This window comes from Methylobacterium sp. CM6257 (assembly GCF_054611515.1).
Map to the genome: position 1 here is coordinate 6,519,214 of NZ_CM137735.1, position 18,503 is coordinate 6,537,716.

The window sequence follows — 18,503 nt, forward strand, 5'->3', positions numbered from 1 at the left end:
CACGGGCCAAAACCGCGCGGCAATCGTGCTACAGAGGCGCCGCGCGGCCGTCTTCCTGCCCGGTTCGTGGGCCAGTGCTGTTGACAGGACAGCCCCGCCCTCGCCACATCGCCCGCATGACCGCCGAAACTGCGCCCTTCGAGCCCGTCCCGGGCACCGCCGGCAAGCCGCCGCTGGAGATCCTGCTCTGCGCCCCCCGCGGCTTCTGCGCCGGCGTGGTGCGGGCCATCGACGTGGTGGAACGGGCTCTCGCCATCTACGGGCCGCCCGTCTACGTCCGTCACGAGATCGTGCACAACAAATACGTGGTCGAGAGCCTCAAGCGGAAGGGCGCCGTGTTCGTGCGCGAACTCGACGAGGTGCCGGACGGCGACGCTCCGGTGATCTTCTCCGCCCACGGGGTGGCCAAGACCGTGCCGGCGAATGCCGATTCGCGCGGCCTCACCACCATTGACGCCACCTGCCCGCTGGTGACCAAGGTCCATCGCGAGGCCGAGATCCATCACAAGCGCGGCCGCCACGTGCTGCTGGTCGGCCATTCCGGTCATCCCGAGGTGGTGGGCACGATGGGCCAGCTGCCCAAGGGCTCGATTACCTTGGTGGAGGACCTCGACCAGATCGAGGCGCTGACGCCCGAGAATCCCGACAACCTCGCCTGGGTGACCCAGACGACCCTGTCGGTAGACGACACGCGGCACATCGTCGACGCGCTCAAGAAGAAGTTCCCGAACATCACCGGGCCGCACAAGGACGATATCTGCTACGCCACCACGAACCGCCAGGAGGCGGTGAAGCAGGTGGCCCCGCTCGTGGACGCCCTGATCGTCGTTGGGTCTTCCAACTCCTCGAACTCGCAGCGCCTGCGGGAGGTCGCCGAGCGGGTTGGCTGCCCGATCACCCGCCTCGTCCTGCGCGCGGAGGAGATCGACTGGCCGGCCTTCGAGGGCGTGCGGAAGCTCGGCCTCACGGCCGGCGCCTCGGCCCCGGAGGTTCTGGTCGAGGAGATCATCGACGCCTTCGCGGCCCGCTACGACGTCATGGTCGACACGGTCTCGACGGTGATCGAGGACATGGTCTTCCCGCTCCCGCGCGAGCTGCGCAGCGAGGCCGCCGAGTAGGCGGTCCCAGGACCACGTCTCAAGGGTTTATCCCACCCATGCCCTCATCCTGAGGTGCTCGTGCGGAGCACGAGCCCCGAAGGAGGGCTCCAGGGATCGCAGGGCCATCTGGAGGGCTCCTTCGAGGCCTCCGCTGCGCTCCGGCACCTCAGGATGAGGGCGCGGGTTGGACGATCCGCGCCGCTGAAACTTCCCAACCAGAGCGCGAACACGTGGCCGTCTATACCGAGGTTTCCGACGCGGCGCTCGCTGACTTCCTGTCCGCTTACGCGATCGGCACCCTGCTCTCCTACAAGGGCATCGCCGAAGGCGTCGAGAACTCGAACTTCTTCCTGCACACGACCGAGGGCTCCTACATCCTGACCCTCTACGAGAAGCGGGTGAGGGAGGACGATCTGCCGTTCTTCATCGGGCTGATGGAGCATCTCTCGGCCCGCGGTCTCGCCTGCCCGCAGCCGGTGCGGGACCGGGCCGGCACGGCGCTCGGGCGCCTGTGCGGACGGCCCGCCGCGATCGTGAGCTTCCTGGAGGGCGTCTCGGTCAAGACGCCGGGTGTCGAGCATTGCCGGGAACTCGGCCGCGCGCTGGCCGAACTCCACGCCGCCGGCCAGGATTTCGCGATGGTGCGGGAGAACAGCCTCTCGGTCTCCTCCTGGCGCCCGCTCTTCGCCCAAGCCGAGGCGCAGGCCGATTCGGTCGCGCCGGGATTGGCGGAGCGCACCCGCGCCGACCTCGCCCTCCTCGAGGCGCACTGGCCCCGGAACCTGCCGGGCGGGGTGATCCACGCGGACCTTTTCACCGACAACGTGTTCTTCATCGGCGACGCGCTGTCGGGCCTGATCGACTTCTACTTCGCCTGCACGGATGCCTTCGCGTACGATCTCGCGGTTTGCCTCAACGCGTGGTGCTTCGAGGCTGACGGCACCTTCCACCGGGACAGGGCGGCCGCGCTGATCGCCGGCTACGAGGCCGTGCGCCCCCTGGAGTCCGCGGAAGTCGCGGCCCTGCCGATACTGTGCCGGGGTGCGGCGCTCCGCTTCATGCTCACCCGGCTGGTGGACTGGCTGAACGTGCCGCCGGGCGCCCTGGTGAAGCCGAAGGATCCGCGGGAATTCGACCGCCGGCTGACCTTCCACCGGCAGGCGCGGGACGCGCGGGATTACGGGCGGCAGGGCTGAGAGCGGGATGAGCACCGATGTGACCGCGGCCGGCGGTGAGGCCGCGGCCGAGCCGAAGCGCGTGACGATCTACACGGACGGTGCCTGTTCGGGGAATCCCGGCCCGGGCGGCTGGGGCGCGATCCTGATCTTCGGCGATACCCAGAAGGAGCTTTCGGGGGGCGAGGCGCACACCACCAACAACCGCATGGAGATCCTGGCGGCGATCGAGGCGCTGGAGGCCCTGAAGCGCCCCTGCCGCGTCGATCTGTTCACCGACTCGCAGTACCTGCGCCAGGGCATCACCGGCTGGATCCATAACTGGAAGGCGCGGGGCTGGCGGACCGCCGACAAGAAGCCTGTGAAGAACGAGGATCTCTGGCGCCGCATCGACGTCGCCCGCGAGCGCCACGACGTCGCGTGGCACTGGGTGAAGGGCCACGCCAGTGACCCGCTCAACAACCGGGTCGACGCGCTGGCCGTGGCGGCGATGCTGCCGTTCAAGCGGCGCTGAACGGGACGCGCCCTCTGGCGAGGCGATGAGGGAAGCGGGTCGTTCAGCCGGTCTCAATCGGTCTGGCCGTCGAGTCCCAGCCAGTGGCGGCTGTCGCGCGCCAGGAGGTCGTCGGCCTCCTTCGGGCCGGTGCTGCCCGCCGGGTAAAATTTCACGTCTGCCTGCGGCCAGACCCTGAGCAGCGGGTCCACCGCTGCCCAGCCGGCCTCGATGTTGTCGGCCCGCTGGAACAGGGTCGCGTCGCCGATCATGCAATCGTAGAGCAGCGTCTCGTAACCGACATTCGGCGTGTCCGCGAAGAAGTCCTTGTAGCGGAAGCCGGACCGCACGCGGCCGATCTTCATCTGCGGCCCCGGGACCTTCACGTTGAACTCAGTGCTGACCCCGTGCTCCGGGTCGATCAGGATCCGCATCACGGTCGGGCCGAGATCGGCGTTGGGCGTGGCCTCGAACATCTTGAACGGGGCCGGCTTGAACAGCACCGCGATCTCGGTGCGCCGCCCGGTCATGCGCTTGCCGGTGCGGATGTAGAAGGGCACCCCCGCCCAGCGCCAGTTCTCGATGGTGAGCTTGAGGGCGATGTAGGTCTCGGTGACCGAGTCCCGGGCCACATGTGGTTCGTCGCGGTAGGCCGGCACGTCGCGCCCCTCCGAGGTGCCGGCGGTGTACTGGCCGCGCACCGCGTCCTCCGGTGGGATCGGCCGCACGGCCTCGGCGAGCTTGGCCTTCTCGGTGCGCACCGCCTCGGCGTCGAAGGAGTTCGGCGGCTCCATGGCGACCATGCAGAGGAGCTGGAACATGTGGTTCGGCACCATGTCGCGCAGCGCCCCGGTCGGCTCGTAGAACCCACCACGCTCCTCGACACCCACCGTCTCGGCGGCGGTGATCTGGATACTGTCGATGTATTCCCGCCGCCAGACGGGCTCCAGCAACCCGTTGGCGAAGCGGAACGCCATGATCGACTGCACCGTCTCCTTACCCAGGAAATGGTCGATCCGGTAGAATTGGCTCTCGTCGCCTTGTTTGAGGATACGGGCGTTGAGCTCCCGGGCCGAGACGAGGTCGGAGCCGAACGGTTTCTCGATGACGACACGGCGGAAATGCCCGTCCGCCTGCCTGAGCAGGCCGGCCTGCCCGAGCCCGTCCACGATCGTCCCGAAGAAGCGCGCCGCCACCGCGCAGTAGAACACGGCGTTGCCGGTGACGCGCTGCGCCACCGCCGCGAAGGTCTCGGGATTCTCGAAGTCGCCCTTGAGGTAGTGCAGCCGCTCGCGGATGAAGCTCCAGCTTGTCTGGTCGATATGGTCGGCGTGGAACTCCGAGGTCGGATCCTTGCTGAACGCCTCCAGACTCCGGGTGAGATTGTCGCGCAGGGATTCGTCGGTGCCCTCGCCGTGGTCGACACCCAGGATCGAGAAACCTTCGGGCAGGAGACCGGCGCCGACGAGGTTGTAGAGCGAGGGCATCAGCAGGCGCTTGGTCAGGTCGCCGCCCGCGCCGAAGATTACCAGCGTGCAGGGCGGTGCCGGTTTCGTGCCGCAGGATGCCTTGTCCTTGAGGGCTGTCGTCCGCTCGGCCATCCCTGACTCCCGTCTGGCTGCGCTGCAGCAAGCCGGCCTGACAACCCGCCGCGGCGGGGCCCGTTCCGGTGCCCATGGGGCTCTGCCGGGCCGATCTTATGACCGAGGGGAACCGTATGCACGCCCGTGCGCCCGGAGCCTCGCCGACCCGCGCGTCGCCCGTGGCCTCTCGCGACAGTCAAGCGCTGGAGACGGCTGGCGGGCCCGCTCACCGTGCCGGTGATGCGCCCGGCCGGGACCTACTCGTCGGGACGGACCGCCTGGCCGCCCCGATCGATCGGCAGACTCGGACCCTTCAGCTCGGAATCGCTCGGCAGGGAGCGCACATCCCAGCCGCCGCCGAGCGCCCGAATCAGCGTGACGGCCGCCGTGAAGCGGCTGAGCCGCACCTGGAGCGCGTTGACCTCGTTGGTGACCAGCGTTCCTTGCGCGGTCACCACGGTGGTGAAGTTCTGCGTGCCGGCCCGGTACTCGTTGAGGGTAATCTCCACGGCCTTGCGTGACAGGTCGACTGCGATGTCCTGGGCCTTCTGCTGCTGGCCGAGGATGCGCAGGGCTGCCATCTGATTCTCCACCTCCGCGAACGCGGCGAGCACCACCTGCCGGTAATTGGCCACGGCGGCGTCGTAGCCGGCTTCCGCCGCACGCAGGGCCGCGGTGCGGGCCCCGCCGTCGAACAGGACCTCGCTGCCGGACGCCGCTACCGACCAGACCTGGTTGGCCGCCGACAGCAGGCCATTGCGGGTCGCCCCGGAGATGCCGCCCTGCGCCGAGATCGTCACGCTAGGGAAGAAGGCCGCAACCGCCACGCCGATGCGCTCGCTCTGCGCCTGGACGAGGCGCTCCGCCTGAGCAACATCCGGCCGGCGCTCGAGCAGATCGCTGGGGATCCCCACGGGCACCCCGGGTGGGTTCCGGCCGATGCCGGCCACCGGGATCGAGACCTCCGAGGGCGGACGCCCGATCAGCGTGGCGATGGCGTTCACGTACTGCACGCGGGTCAGGCGCACCGCGATGGCCTGGGCCTCGATGGTCTGGACCTGGGTCTGCGCGGTGATCACGTCGGAGCGGGCCGCAATGCCGGCCGCGTACTGGTTCTCGGTGATCGCCACCGTCTTCCTGAAGTTCTCGACATTCTCGTCGAGCACCTTCTGGAGGGCATCGGCGTAGCGCACCGTCAGATAGTCGGCGGCGACCTCCGCCTGGATGGTGAGGCGGGTCAGCGCGATCGTGGCGGCGTCGGATTGCGCCAGCGCCGCCTCGCTCTCGATGTTGCGGCGGGTGCCGCCGAACAGGTCGAGTTCCCAGCTCGCCTGACCGAGCAGCGACACGTTGGTGCGCGTGATGCTGCCGCTGCCGGTCCGGGTGATGCTCGGTGCGCCGATCACCGTCGGGTACAGGGCGGCCTGGGCCGAGGCGACGAGCGCCCGGGCCTGCCGGTAATTCGCCACCGCCTGCCGAAGGGATTGGTTGTCGACGTCGACCAGCCGGATCAGCCGGTCGAGGGTCGGGTCCCTGAACACCCGCCACCAATCCCCGCGCTCGACGGCGTCGTTGGGCTGGGCCTCCCGCCAGCCCTTCTTGCGGGCCGCGACATAGGCCGGGCTGTCCTCCCGGACGCCGCCCTGCTTGTAGGCCAGCGGCGTCTCCACGGAGGGCCGGGCATAGTCGGGTCCGACCACGCAGCCCGCGAGGAAAGGCGCGGCGAGGAGGAGGGAGCCGAGGCCGCGAAGGCTGCCCGTCGCCGTCCCGTAGCTCTGGGCGGAGGTAGGGGTAGGCGCGCGACTGAACGCAGCCGCGGCTGTTTCACGTGAAACCTTAACCATCACTCTCCGGCTGGCAGTGCCGCTTCTCCGCCTCGTCCGGCGCGCCTGCGTCGGTTGAGCACCCTGTGCCGGAGGCGATCGAGGGTGAGGTAGACGACGGGGGTGGTGTAGAGGGTCAGGATCTGGCTCACAATCAACCCGCCGACGATGGCGATGCCCAGCGGCTGGCGCAGCTCGGCGCCCTCGCCGTTGGCCAGGATCAGCGGCACGGCCCCGAGCATGGCCGCGAGCGTCGTCATCATGATCGGCCGGAAGCGCAGGAGACAGGCCTCGCGGATCGCGTCCACCGGATTCGCGGCCCGGGTCCGCTCGGCATCGATCGCCACGTCGATCATCATGATCGCGTTCTTCTTCACGATGCCGATGAGCAGGAACACGGCGATCAGCGCGATGATGGTGAAGTCGGTGCCGGTCACCAGCAGGGCCAGCACCGCGCCGACGCCGGCCGAGGGCAAGGTGGAGAGGATCGTGAGCGGGTGCACGAAGCTCTCGTAGAGGATCCCCAGCACCGCGTAGACCGCCAGGATCGCCGCCAGGATCAGCAGGGGCTGGCGCGACGCGGAGGCGACGTAGTTCTTGGCCGCCCCGGCATACTCGCCGTGGATCGTGGCGGGCAGCTGCAGGGACGCCATCGCCCGGTCGATGGCGTCGGTGGCGTCCGACAGGCTCTTGCCCGGCGCGAGGTTGAACGAGATCGTGGTCGCCACGAACAGGCCCTGGTGGCTCACCTGCACGGGGGCGCTGCCGGGCTCGATCCGCGCGAAGGCCGAGAGCGGCACCATCGTCTCCTTGGCGGCCGAGACCGGCGCGCTCGACGAGGCGCCGCCCTTGCTCGCCGCGATGGCGTTGGCGGAGGCGTTGCGGGCCGAATCGGACGCGATGGCGGCGGCGTTCGACGCCGTGTCGGCCGTGCTGGCGGAGGCGGCGGCTGCAGCCGCCGCGACGGCGCCCGTGCTCCCCGACGCGCTGCCGACCGCGCCGGTACCTGTGGCGGCACCCGCGGTGCTCAAGGCCGCCGACGCCCCGCTGCCCGGGCTGCTGGTGCCGGTCGCCGCGTTGGTGTTGACCGTCCCGCCCGCCGCCACCGTGCCGGCGACCGCGTTGGTGGTGGCCGAGCCCGGCGCGTTGCCGCCCGAGGTCGAGACGTAGATCTGCTTGAGCGTCTCCGGCGTCTCCAGGTAGCGCGGCGCGATCTCCATCACGACGTGGTACTGGTTCAGCGGGTTGTAGATCGTCGAGACCTGACGCTGGCCGAAGGCGTCGTAGAGGGTGTTGTCGATCTTGTTCGGCGTGATGCCGTAGCGGAACGCGGTCGCCCGGTCGATCACGACCCGGCTCTCGAGCCCGCCCTCCTGCTGGTCCGAGGTCACATCCGCGAAGGTCGAGTCCTTCTGCAGGGCCGCCACCAGCTTCGGGGCGGCGGCGAACAGCTCCTCGGCGGTGTCCCCCTGGAGGGTGTACTGGTACTGGGCGAAGCTCTGGCGCCCGCCCATCTGCAGGTCCTGGCGGGGGAAGACGTAGAGGCGCGCGCCCGCGACCTGCGCGAGTTTCGGCCGCAGCCGCGCCATCACGGCGGAGATCGGCGCCCGCTCGTTCAGCGGCTTCAGGCCGACGAACACGTTGGCCGAGTTGGTGCCGCGCCCTCCCGTGAAGCCGACGACGCTCTCGACGGCCGGATCCGCCCCGACGATCGCGGTCGCCTGCTTGAGCTTCTTCTCCATCGACTGGAACGAGATGCGCTGGTCGGCCTGGATGCCGCCCATCATCTGGCCGGTATCCTGATCGGGGAAGAAGCCCTTCGGCACGATGATGTAGAGGTAGACGTTGAGGCCCACCGTGGCGAGCAGGCTCAGCAGGACGAGGCGCGGATGGGCCAGCGCCACCGCGAGCGTCCGTTCGTAGGCGCCGAGCAGCCGGGCGAAGCCGCCTTCCAGGATCCGGATCAGCAGGTTCGAGCGGCGCCCCGGCGCGAGCCCTTGTCCCTCGGCGCGCAGCAGCCGGGCGCACATCATCGGCGTCGTGGTGAGCGACAGGACCAGGGAGATCAGGATCGACAGGGACAGGGTGACGGAGAATTCCTGGAAGATACGGCCGACGAGGCCGCCCATCAGCAGGATCGGCAGGAACACCGCGATGAGCGACAGGCTCATCGAGATCACCGTGAAGCCGACCTCCCGGGCGCCGATCAGCGCCGCCTGGAGCCGGGGCTTGCCCTCCTCGATGTGCCGCTGAACGTTCTCCAGCACCACGATGGCGTCGTCGACCACGAAGCCGGTGCCGATGATCAGCGCGGTCAGCGACAGGATGTTGAGCGAGTAGCCGAGCAGGTACATCGCCGAGAAGGTGCCGATGATCGAGATCGGCACGGCGACCGCCGGGACCAGGGTGGCCCGCCAGGAGCGCAGGAAGGCGAAGACCACCAGGATCACGAGGCCGACCGCCACCAGCAGGGTCTCCTCGGTGGCCGAGAGCGAGGCGCGGATCGTGGCGCTGCGGTCGCCGGTGAGCTTGATGTCGATGCCGCCGGGCAGCGCCGCGGTGATCTGCGGCAGGGCCTCCTTCACGGCCTTGATGGTCTCGACCACGTTGGCGCCGGGCTGCTTGTAGACGAACAGCAGCACGCCGGGCTTGCCGTTGACGATGCCGAGGTTGCGCTTGTCCTCGACCCCGTCGAGCACCTGGCCGACATCGGTGAGCTTCACCGCGGCGCCGTTGCGGTAGGCCACGATGATGTCGCGGTAATCGGCGGCCTTGCGGCCCTGGTCGTTGGCGTAGAGCTGGTAGCGCCGGTCGCCCGCGTCGATCTCGCCCTTGGGCGAATTGGCGTTGGCGGAGGCGAGCGCGGCGCGGATGCCCTCCAGGCCGATGCCGTAGTTGAACAGGGCCGTGGGATCGAGCTCGACCCGCACCGCCGGCAGGGACGAGCCGCCGATATCGACGTTGCCGACGCCCGGCAGCTGCGACAGCTTCTGCTGCACCACGGTGGCGGCGGAATCGTAGACCTGGCCGCGGGTCAGCGTCTCCGAGGTCATGCCGAGGATGATGATCGGCGTGTCGGCGGGGTTGAACTTCCGGTAGGTGGGGTTCTGACGGAGCGAGGTCGGCAGGTCGGCCCGGGCGGCGTTGATGGCAGCCTGCACGTCGCGCGCCGCTCCGTCGATGTCGCGGTTCAGGCCGAACAGCAGCACGATCCGGGTCGACCCGAGGGAGTTCGTGGACGTCATCTCGTTAACGTCCGCGATGGCGCCGAGCCGCCGCTCCAGGGGCGCCGCCACGGTGGTGGCCATGGTGTCGGGCGAGGCGCCGGCCATCTGCGCCTGGACGAGGATGACGGGGAAGTCGATCTGCGGCAGCGGCGCCACCGGCAGCTTCAGGAAGGCGAACAGCCCGGCGAGCAGCACGCCGATCGTGAGCAGCGTGGTCGCGACCGGCCGCCGGATGAACGGCTCGGAGATGTTCACGGCAGCGCCTCGCCGCCCGCGAGATCAGGATCCCGCCGCCCCGCGATCCGCCGCTCCAGCCGGTCGAAGGCCAGGTAGATCACCGGCGTCGTGAACAGCGTCAGCACCTGGCTGACGATCAGGCCGCCCGCGATGCAGATGCCGAGCGGCTGGCGCAGCTCCGAGCCCACGCCGGTGCCGAGGATCAGCGGCACCGCGGCGAAGAGCGCCGCGAGCGTCGTCATCAGGATCGGCCGAAAGCGCAGCAGACAGGCCTGGAAGATCGCCTCCCGGGGCTCCAGCCCGTCCTCGCGCTCCGCCTGGAGCGCGAAGTCGATCATCATGATGGCGTTCTTCTTCACGATGCCGATCAGCAGCACGATGCCGATCACCGCGATGATGTCGAGGGACAGGCCGAATAGCATCAGGCCGAGCAGCGCCCCGATGCCCGCCGACGGCAGGGTAGAGAGGATCGTGATCGGGTGGATGAAGCTCTCGTAGAGCACGCCCAGCACGATGTAGACCGTGACGATCGCCGCCAGGACCAGGAACAGCTCGTTGCCGAGCGCCGACTGGAAGGCGAAGACCGAGCCCTGCGGCACCACCCGGAACGAGGGCGGCAGGCCGATCTCGGCCTTGACCTTGTCGATCGCCTCGACCGCCTGCCCGAGCGCCGCGCCGGGCGCGAGGTTGAACGACACGGTGGTGGCGGGGAACTGGCCGAGATGCGAGATCAGCAGCGGCGCCCGCCGCTCGCTGATCCGCGCCACGGCCGAGAGCGGCACCTGCCCGTTGGTCGCCGTGGACGAGGGCAGGTAGATCGCGTCGAGGCTGCGCAGGGTCGTGTGCAGCTTCGGGTCGGCCTCCAGGATCACCCGGTACTGATTGGACTGGGTGAAGATCGTCGAGATGATCCGCTGGCCGAAGGCGTCGTAGAGGGCGTTGTCGATGGTGGCCGGGGTGATGCCGTAGCGGCCGGCGGTGGGCCGGTCGATGGTCACGTAGGCGGCGAGCCCCTGGCCCTGGTGGTCGCTCGCCACGTCGGTGACCACGGGCGACTTCGCCAGCGCCTCGGTGAAGCGCGGCACCCAGGTCTCGAAATCGTCGATGTTCGGGCTCTCCAGGATCACCTGGTACTGGGTCGCCGAGACCGCGGTGTCGATGGTCAGGTCTTGGACCGGCTGCATGTAGAGCCGCATGCCGGGCTGGTTCGCGGTGGCCGCCGAGATCCGCCGGATGATCGCGCTGGCCGAGGCCGTGCGCTCCTCTCGGGGCTTCAGGTTGATCAGCATCCGGCCGGAATTGAGCGTGACGTTCTGGCCGTCGACCCCGATGAACGACGACAGGCTCGCCACGTCCGGGTCCTTGAGGACGATCTCGGCCATCCGCTGCTGGCGCTCGGCCATGGCAGCGTAGGAGACCGACTGGTCGGCCTGGGTGATGCCCTGGATCACGCCCGTGTCCTGCACGGGGAAGAAGCCCTTCGGGATCACCGCGAACAGGTAGATCGTGAGCCCGAGCGTGCCGAGCGCCACCAGCAGCGTCAGGCCCTGGTGGTTCAGGACGACCCGCAGGGAGCGGCCGTAGGACTCGATCGTGCCGTCGATGGCGCGCCGGCCGAGGCGGGCGATCGCACCCTCCCGGCGGTGCGCCGCCTCGGGCACGTGCTTCAGGAGCCGGGCGCACAGCATCGGCACCAGCGTCAGCGACACCACCGCCGAGATCACGATCGTGGCCGCCAGCGTGATGGCGAATTCGTGGAACAGCCGCCCGACCACGTCGCCCATGAACAGGAGCGGGATCAGCACGGCGATCAGCGAGACGGTGAGCGAGATGATGGTGAAGCCGATCTCGCGGGAGCCCTTGAGCGCCGCCTCCAGGGGCGAGTCGCCGGCCTCCACGTGGCGGGCGATGTTCTCGATCACCACGATGGCGTCGTCGACCACGAAGCCGGTGGCGATGGTCAGCGCCATCAGCGACAGGTTGTCGAGGGAGAAGCCGTAGAGGTCCATGACCGAGAGGGCGCCGACCAGCGACAGGGGCACCGACAGGCTCGGGATCAGGGTCGCCGACAGGCTGCGCAGGAACAGGAAGATCACCAGCACGACCAGCGCGATGGCGAGGCCGAGCTCGAACTGCACGTCCTCCACGGAGGCGCGGATCGTGGTGGTCCGGTCGGTGAGCGGCGCCACCGCCACGGCGGCCGGGAGGCTCGCCTGGAGCTGCGGCAGCAGCGCCTTGATCTTGTCGACGGTCGCGATGACGTTGGCACCGGGCTGGCGCTGGATGTTGAGGATCACCGCCGGCGTCGCGTCGGCCCAGGCGCCGAGCTTGGTGTTCTCCGGCCCCTCGACCACGTCGGCCACCTCCGACAGCATCACCGGGGCGCCGTTGCGGTAGGCGATAATCGCCGAATCGTAGGCCTTCGGGTCGCGGATCTGGTCGTTGGCGTTGATCGCGTAGGACTGCGTCGGCCCGTCGATCGTGCCCTTGGGCGTGTTGACGTTGAGGTTGGTGATCGTCGTGCGCAGGTCGTCGATGTTGAGCCCGTAGGCGGCGAGCGCCCGCGCGTTGAACCGCACCCGCACGGCCGGGCGCTGCCCGCCCGAGATGCTCACGAGGCCGACGCCCGCCACCTGACTGATTTTTTGCGCCAGGCGCGACTCGGCGAGGTCGCGCACCTGGGTGAGCGGTAGGGTCTTCGAGGTGAGCGCCAGCGTCAGGACCGGCGCGTCGGCCGGGTTGACCTTGGCGTAGATCGGCGGCGCCGGCAGGTCGGAGGGCAGGAGGTTGCCGGCGGCGTTGATCGCCGCCTGAACCTGCTGCTCGGCGATGTCCAGGGGCAGGTCCAGGCTGAACTGCAGGGTGATGACCGAGGCGCCCGCGGAGGATTGCGAGGTCATCTGGTTGAGGTTGGCGAGCTGGCCGAACTGCCGCTCCAGCGGCGCCGTCACCGAGGAGGTCATCACCTCCGGGCTGGCGCCCGGATAGAAGGTCTGGACCTGGATGGTCGGGTAATCGACCGCCGGCAGCGCCGAGACCGGCAGGTTCAGGTACGACACGCCGCCGACGATCAGGATCGCCAGCATCAGCAGCGTCGTGGCCACCGGCCGCAGGATGAAGAGGCGGGACGGGTTCATGAGCGCGACCCGTCCGCGCCGGTGAGCACGTGCTGCGTGGAGGCTTGGATTGAGAGGAACGGACGTCCCATCCGCGCCCTCATCCTGAGGTGCCGGAGCGCAGCGGAGGCCGCGAAGGAGTCCTCCAGCCGGCCGCGCGATCCTTGGAGCCCTCCTTCGAGGCGGCTGCGCCGCACCTCAGGATGAGGAGGAGATTGGGACTGACCTTCCGGAATCTTCCCGGGTCCGCGGAGGGGGGAGGGAAGGCCGCGGGTCTCGCGTGCCAGACCCGTCCTCACTGCGCCTGACGGCGCCGGTGCCGACGACCGCCCTCCGCTGCACCCTGCGTATCAGCCGCGGTCTCGGCCGGTGCACCCGGCTTCACCTCACCCTTGCCGTCGGGCTTCGCCTCCGCGGCCTTGCCGTCGCCCGCGGCCGCCCGCGCGCCCTCGGTGATCCGCACCGGCGCGCCGTCCTTCAGCCGGTCGGTGCCGTCGGTGACGACCCGGTCGCCCGGGTTCAGGCCCGAGGCCACCACGGTGTGGGTCCCGTCGGTCTCGCCGGTCTTGATCGGCCGGACCGTGACCTTGCTGTCCCCATCCATCAGGTAGACGTAGGTGCCGGGCGTGCCCTGGAGCAGGCTGGAATTCGGCACCAGCGTCGCGCCCCGCACCGTGTCGACGGTCAGCTTGGCGTTGACGAACTGGTTCGGGAACAGCTCCTCGTCGGAATTGTCGAACAGCGCGCGCAGCTTCACCGTGCCGGTGGTCGTGTCGATCTGGTTGTCGACCGTGTCGAGGCGGCCGGTGGCGATCTCGTGGGCGTCGCCGCGGTCGTAGGCCCGCACGGTGAGCTTGGCGCCGGCGCGCACCTGCCGCATCACCCGCGCCACGTCGTCCTCCGGCAGGGTGAAGACCACCGAGATCGGGTGCAGCTGGGTCACCACCACGATCGCCGTCGAGGCGGCCGAGATGTAGTTGCCCTGGTCGACTTGGCGCAGGCCGACCCGGCCGTCCACCGGCGAGACGATGTGCGTGTAGGTGATGTTGAGCTTCTGCTGGTCGACGAGCGCCTGGTCGGCCGCGACCGTGCCCTCGTTCTGCTTCACGAGCGCGGCCTGCGTGTCGACGTTCTGCTTCGAGATCGAGTCCTGCCGGTTCAGCGTCTGGTAGCGCTGCAGGTCGAGCTTCGAGTTCTGCAGGAGCGCCTGATCCCGGGCGAGCTGGCCCTGATACTGGGCGAGCAGCGCCTCGTAGGGGCGGGAGTCGATCTGGGCGAGTTCGTCGCCCGCCTTCACCATCTGGCCTTCGCGGAACTTCACCTGGGTCAGGTAGCCGCTGATCTGCGACTTCACCGTCACGGTGGCGAGCGGCGTCACGGTGCCGAGGCCCTGCAGGACCACCGGCATGTCGCCGGTGGTCACGGTGGCGATGCCGACGGCCTGCGGCATGTCGGCGCCGCCGTGCCGGCCGCCGCGGCCGCCGGTCCGATGCGCCGTGGCGGGCTCGGCACCCTTGTCGGTCCGGGCCTCGTACCAGCGATGGCCGATCGCCCCGGCGCCGGCGAGCAGCACGAGGATGACGAGCCAGCGGATCGGCCGGAACCGGCGTCGCGTCCGGACATCGCGCGTGGGCGCCTCACCGGGCTGGTAGGCGCGGGCCGTGTCGGTCCGGATCGGTGAACTCTCGTTCATACCTGACTAGAGCACAGGCCGGCCGCCGCTGCGACCGGTGATGCCCTATCCCTCGCTGTCCAAGCCCCCATTCCGGTCCCCCGCGGCGCCATCGTCGCGTGCTCCGGCGGATCCCGTCTCTCACGCGAGAGCGTAAGCCCATAAAGTTGTCTGGACCCCGAACGGCTCCTTACCGCGGCGCCATGTTCACCCCGCAGGCGCCGTCCACCGGTGCCCGGCCAATGCGCCGTCACTAGGGCGGCGAAGTTTCAGTCGTGTTGCTGGTCGTTCCCCGGGCTGGTCCCCGGTGTCGCGTAGGCGTGCAGCACTGACTGGAACGCCGCGTCCACGGGCGTGACCGGGATGGCCTGTCGCAGGCCGAATCCGAGACCGGCGATCAGCAGGGCCAAGAGAAGGCAGCGCGTCATCGTCCGCACCCTGGAGTCGGGGACGCCGTCGCCACGGCAGGCTCCGGACATGCCGAAAGGACCACCGATCCGGAGATCGATGGCCCTTCGAGAGGACCGGAGCGGCACCCCGACAGCGGGGCGAGGGGGCGAAGCCCCGCCGACGAGAGCGCCACTCCAGCCGTGATTCCAACCTACGATACGAGTGATGAAAGTCAACATTCGTCACCCACCCGATCTGCGCGCCCGCGCAGGTCTGTGCGGCCGCGCACATTCCGCACGCGGCCGGCCTCGTGCTACAGGCCGGCGATGCTCCGATTGCCCGTTGCGCCTGAAGCGGCGACTTGTTCCGCATGAATCCGGTCTTCGCCGCCCTGCCGACGACGGTGTTCGAGACCATGTCGCGGCTGGCGCGCGTCCACGGGGCGATCAATCTCGGCCAGGGCTTCCCCGACGAGCCCGGCCCTGCGGACGTCCGGGAGCGCGGCGCCCGGGCTCTGCTGGACGGCTGGAACCAGTATCCGCCGATGATGGGCCTCCCGGTTCTGCGCGAGGCGGTGGCAACACATTACGCGCAGCATCAAGGCCTCGTCCTCGATCCCGAGACCGAGGTGATGGTGACCTCCGGGGCCACCGAAGCCCTCGCCGGTGCGCTCCTGGCGCTGATCGAGCCCGGCGACGAGGTCGTGCTGTTCGCGCCCATGTACGACGCCTACCTGCCGCTGGTCCGGCGGGCCGGCGGCGTGCCGCGGATCGTCGCCCTGCAGCCGCCGGCCTTCCGCCTCGACGAGGCGGCCCTCGACGAGGCCTTCGGAAACCGCACCCGGGTCGTGGTGCTGAACAATCCGCTCAATCCGAGCGCGACGCTGTTCGGCCACGAGGATCTCGACCTGCTCGCGCGCTACTGCCGGCGCTTCGACGTGACCGCGCTCTGCGACGAGGTCTGGGAACACATGGTCTTCGACGGCGCACGCCACATTCCGCTCATGGCGCTGCCCGGGATGCGTGAGCGGACGGTCAAGATCGGCTCAGCGGGCAAGATTTTCTCGCTCACCGGCTGGAAGGTCGGCTTCGTGATGGCCGATGCCCGGCTGATGCGCGGGCTCGCCAAGGCGCACCAGTTCCTCACCTTCACCACTCCGCCGAACCTTCAGGAGGCGGTGGCCTACGGGCTCGGAAAGCCGGTTCCGTGGTTCGAAGCCATGCGGGCGGGCTATGCCGGTTCCCGCGACCGGTTGGCGACAGGGCTGCGGGATCTCGGTTTCCGGGTACTGCCCGCCCAAGCCACGTGGTTCCTCAACATCGACATCACGGGCCTCGGCCACGCGGACGACGTGGCGTTCTGCGAGGCACTCGTCACCCGCCACGGCGTCGCGGCGATCCCGGTGAGTGCTTTCTACCCGGACGCGTCGGTGCGCAGCCTCGTCCGCCTGTGCTTCGCCAAGGGCGACGCGACCCTGGACGCCGCCCTCGACCGGATGCGCGGGCTTACCGGGGGTGGGGTGTGACGGCCCCCTTCCTTGCGGGGATCCGGCCGGGGGGCCACATCGTTGGGGAGAATGGCTTCCCGACGGACCCCGATCATGGATTTCACCCAGGCTTCCCCGGCCGGGCGCTTCGCCCGCGCCGAGACGTTTCCCGGCGGCCGGCCGCCGTTCCTGTCGGCGGATCTCGGCCGCGAGGCGAGCCTCGCCCGGCTGGAGACGCTGGCCCACCTGATGGACACGGCCTTCATCATCCCGGGAATCAACCGGCGGGTCGGATTCGACGCGCTGATCGGCCTCGTGCCGGTGATCGGCGACGTGGCCGGCATGGTGATCTCGTCCTTCATCGTTTACGAGGCCAAGCGCCTCGGGGCGCCGCGCTGGCTGCTGGCCCGGATGGGGCTGAACGTCGCCTTCGATGGGCTGATCGGCGCGGTGCCGCTGGCGGGCGACCTGTTCGACGCCGCCTTCAAGGCCAACCGCCGCAATGTCCGCCTGCTGCGCCGCTGGATGGAGCGCAGCGGCGGCCTGCGCCCCACCGAGATCGAGGGTACCGCGACCCGTCTCGACGGCTGAGCGTCTCCGGACGGATCGATGGGGCCCGGCGTTGCGCATGCCGGCCCGGGTCTCGCTTGGCGGGACGGCGCTGCCGCTGCGGCCAAGCGCGACGTGTCCCCTCTCCCGTCTGGAGAGGGGATCGCCGCGTGCGATATCCGTCACGAAAGCGGGCGCACGCCCGAAACGCGGAGCGACGCCCATGAACGAGTTCGCCCGTCCCGGCGACAGCGAGGTCGTGCCGGCTCCGATGCCCGGCGCCCAGCCCATCGTCCTGCGTCCCGATGAAGGGGCGCCCCCGCCGCCCGCTCCGACGAGAAGCCGCGGCTTGTCGCCGCTCAACCGGCGCCGGCTCGACAATTTCCGCCGCAACCGCCTCGGCTATGGGTCGTTCCTGATCTTCGCCGGGCTGTTCGTCCTCAGCCTCTTCGCCGAGTTCATCGCCAACGACCGGCCGATCCTCCTGTCCTACAAGGGCGAGTGGCTGGTTCCGGTACTGGTCGACTACCCCGAGGAGAAGTTCGGCGGCTTCCTCGCCGTGACCGATTACCGCTCCCCCGAGATCCGCAAGGAGATCGCCGAGAACGGCTGGGCGCTCTGGCCGCCGATCCCGTTCTCCTACGACACGATCAACGAGGACCTGCCGACCCCCTCGCCCTCGCCGCCGACCTGGATGCTCTCGGACGCGCAGTGCCGGCCCGTGGCGGAAAAACTCGGCGGCACGACCTGCGCAGACATCCCCTGGCACTGGCTCGGCACCGACAACACCACGCGGGACGTGCTGGCGCGGGTGATCTACGGGTTCCGCATCTCGGTGCTGTTCGGCCTGATCCTGGCGGCGATCTCCTCGGCGATCGGCGTGGTGGCCGGGGCCGTGCAGGGCTATTTCGGCGGCTGGGTCGATCTCGCCTTCCAGCGCTTCATCGAGGTCTGGGGCGGCATCCCGACCCTCTACCTGATCATCATCATTTCGGCCTTCATCGCCCCGGGCTTCTTCGTGCTGCTCGGGATCATGCTGCTCTTCTCCTGGGTCTCGCTGGTGAGCGTCGTGCGCGCCGAGTTCCTGCGCGCCCGGAACTTCGAATACGTCCGGGCCGCGCGGGCGCTGGGTCTGTCGAATATCCGCATCATGACCGTCCACCTGCTGCCGAACGCCATGGTGGCGACGTTGACCTTCCTGCCGTTCATCCTCAACGGCTCGATCACCACCCTGACGTCCCTCGACTTCCTCGGCTTCGGCCTGCCGCCGGGCTCGCCGTCGCTCGGTGAGCTGCTCGCCCAGGGCAAGGACAACTTGACCGCGCCGTGGCTCGGGCTGACCGGGTTCCTGGTCATCGCCGTGATGCTGAGCCTGCTCGTCTTCGCCGGCGAGGCAGTGCGCGACGCTTTCGACCCGCGCAAAACCTTCGCCTGACGGGGGAAGCGGCCAAGCGCAAATGCCGCAGGCGCCTCTGCCGGATACGCAGTCCGACACGAACACTGTGCATTGTCTCGGTGCTGCCTTCGGCAGAACCGATGAGCGTCGGCGCAACACCGTCTAGAGCACCCCCTCAACCGGGGTGTAACGGTCTCTGCCACCAACGAAAACCCGCCTGCCGGATCCGCGCAGCATTCGCAAATCCGGTCGGGAT

At 69.4% G+C, this 18,503-nt stretch carries 11 protein-coding genes and 1 pseudogene; 6 read left to right on the forward strand and 6 right to left on the reverse strand.

The genetic code is table 11. The features are described 5' to 3' along the window. Positions 1-116 precede the first annotated feature (116 nt). The 3 genes from ispH (at position 117) to rnhA (ending at position 2,789) form a co-directional block, all read left to right on the forward strand. On the forward strand, positions 117-1,118 hold the full coding sequence (gene ispH / locus ACYCO6_RS31880) for a 4-hydroxy-3-methylbut-2-enyl diphosphate reductase (protein ID WP_459766892.1): 1,002 nt from the start codon (positions 117-119) through the stop codon (positions 1,116-1,118). Positions 1,119-1,330: 212 nt separating this feature from the next. Continuing rightward, positions 1,331-2,296, forward strand: a complete 966-nt coding sequence (locus ACYCO6_RS31885) for a homoserine kinase (protein ID WP_459766894.1) — start codon at positions 1,331-1,333, stop codon at positions 2,294-2,296. 7 nt (positions 2,297-2,303) lie between these two features. Continuing rightward, positions 2,304-2,789, forward strand: coding sequence for a ribonuclease HI (rnhA, locus tag ACYCO6_RS31890; RefSeq protein WP_459766897.1), 486 nt, complete (start codon positions 2,304-2,306; stop codon positions 2,787-2,789). Positions 2,790-2,842: 53 nt separating this feature from the next. On the opposite strand, the gene zwf is transcribed toward rnhA, so the two are convergent. The 6 genes and pseudogenes from zwf to ACYCO6_RS31920 form a co-directional block, all read right to left on the reverse strand. Further along, the gene (gene zwf / locus ACYCO6_RS31895; protein WP_459766899.1) at positions 2,843-4,369 is read right to left on the reverse strand and encodes a glucose-6-phosphate dehydrogenase; all 1,527 of its coding nucleotides are present in this window, start codon (positions 4,367-4,369) and stop codon (positions 2,843-2,845) included. A 239-nt stretch (positions 4,370-4,608) separates the two neighbouring features. Then, positions 4,609-6,093: pseudogene (locus ACYCO6_RS31900) on the reverse strand (efflux transporter outer membrane subunit); the annotation flags it as partial. 101 nt (positions 6,094-6,194) lie between these two features. After that, positions 6,195-9,656, reverse strand: a complete 3,462-nt coding sequence (locus ACYCO6_RS31905) for an efflux RND transporter permease subunit (RefSeq protein ID WP_459766901.1) — start codon at positions 9,654-9,656, stop codon at positions 6,195-6,197. Continuing rightward, entirely contained in the window at positions 9,653-12,775 is a 3,123-nt protein-coding gene (locus tag ACYCO6_RS31910) for an MdtB/MuxB family multidrug efflux RND transporter permease subunit (RefSeq protein ID WP_459766903.1), read from the reverse strand. The genes ACYCO6_RS31905 and ACYCO6_RS31910 overlap by 4 nt, the downstream gene beginning before the upstream one ends. A 274-nt stretch (positions 12,776-13,049) precedes the next feature. Continuing rightward, on the reverse strand, positions 13,050-14,447 hold the full coding sequence (locus ACYCO6_RS31915; RefSeq protein ID WP_459766906.1) for an MdtA/MuxA family multidrug efflux RND transporter periplasmic adaptor subunit: 1,398 nt from the start codon (positions 14,445-14,447) through the stop codon (positions 13,050-13,052). 248 nt (positions 14,448-14,695) lie between these two features. Continuing rightward, the gene (locus ACYCO6_RS31920; RefSeq protein WP_459766908.1) at positions 14,696-14,854 is read right to left on the reverse strand and encodes a hypothetical protein; all 159 of its coding nucleotides are present in this window, start codon (positions 14,852-14,854) and stop codon (positions 14,696-14,698) included. Positions 14,855-15,186: 332 nt separating this feature from the next. Between ACYCO6_RS31920 and ACYCO6_RS31925 the strand changes: the two genes are divergently transcribed. The 3 genes from ACYCO6_RS31925 (at position 15,187) to ACYCO6_RS31935 (ending at position 18,286) form a co-directional block, all read left to right on the forward strand. Then, on the forward strand, positions 15,187-16,341 hold the full coding sequence (locus ACYCO6_RS31925) for an aminotransferase (RefSeq protein ID WP_459766910.1): 1,155 nt from the start codon (positions 15,187-15,189) through the stop codon (positions 16,339-16,341). A gap of 75 nt (positions 16,342-16,416) precedes the next feature. Further along, positions 16,417-16,893 carry a DUF4112 domain-containing protein gene (locus ACYCO6_RS31930; RefSeq protein WP_459766912.1) on the forward strand — a complete coding sequence of 159 codons (477 nt, stop codon included), beginning with the start codon at positions 16,417-16,419 and terminating at the stop codon, positions 16,891-16,893. A gap of 181 nt (positions 16,894-17,074) precedes the next feature. Then, complete coding sequence (locus ACYCO6_RS31935; RefSeq protein WP_459766914.1) at positions 17,075-18,286, forward strand: ABC transporter permease; 1,212 nt, start codon at positions 17,075-17,077, stop codon at positions 18,284-18,286. Positions 18,287-18,503: the final 217 nt, after the last annotated feature.

Coding starts and splice junctions, on each gene's coding strand:
- ACYCO6_RS31935 (WP_459766914.1), top strand. CDS start 17,075: ATGAACGAGTTCGCCCGTCCCGGCGACAGCGAGGTCGTGCCGGCTCCG.
- ACYCO6_RS31930 (WP_459766912.1), top strand. CDS start 16,417: ATGGATTTCACCCAGGCTTCCCCGGCCGGGCGCTTCGCCCGCGCCGAG.
- ispH (WP_459766892.1), top strand. CDS start 117: ATGACCGCCGAAACTGCGCCCTTCGAGCCCGTCCCGGGCACCGCCGGC.
- ACYCO6_RS31915 (WP_459766906.1), bottom strand. CDS start 14,447: ATGAACGAGAGTTCACCGATCCGGACCGACACGGCCCGCGCCTACCAG.
- ACYCO6_RS31910 (WP_459766903.1), bottom strand. CDS start 12,775: ATGAACCCGTCCCGCCTCTTCATCCTGCGGCCGGTGGCCACGACGCTG.
- ACYCO6_RS31920 (WP_459766908.1), bottom strand. CDS start 14,854: ATGACGCGCTGCCTTCTCTTGGCCCTGCTGATCGCCGGTCTCGGATTC.
- zwf (WP_459766899.1), bottom strand. CDS start 4,369: ATGGCCGAGCGGACGACAGCCCTCAAGGACAAGGCATCCTGCGGCACG.
- rnhA (WP_459766897.1), top strand. CDS start 2,304: ATGAGCACCGATGTGACCGCGGCCGGCGGTGAGGCCGCGGCCGAGCCG.
- ACYCO6_RS31925 (WP_459766910.1), top strand. CDS start 15,187: ATGAATCCGGTCTTCGCCGCCCTGCCGACGACGGTGTTCGAGACCATG.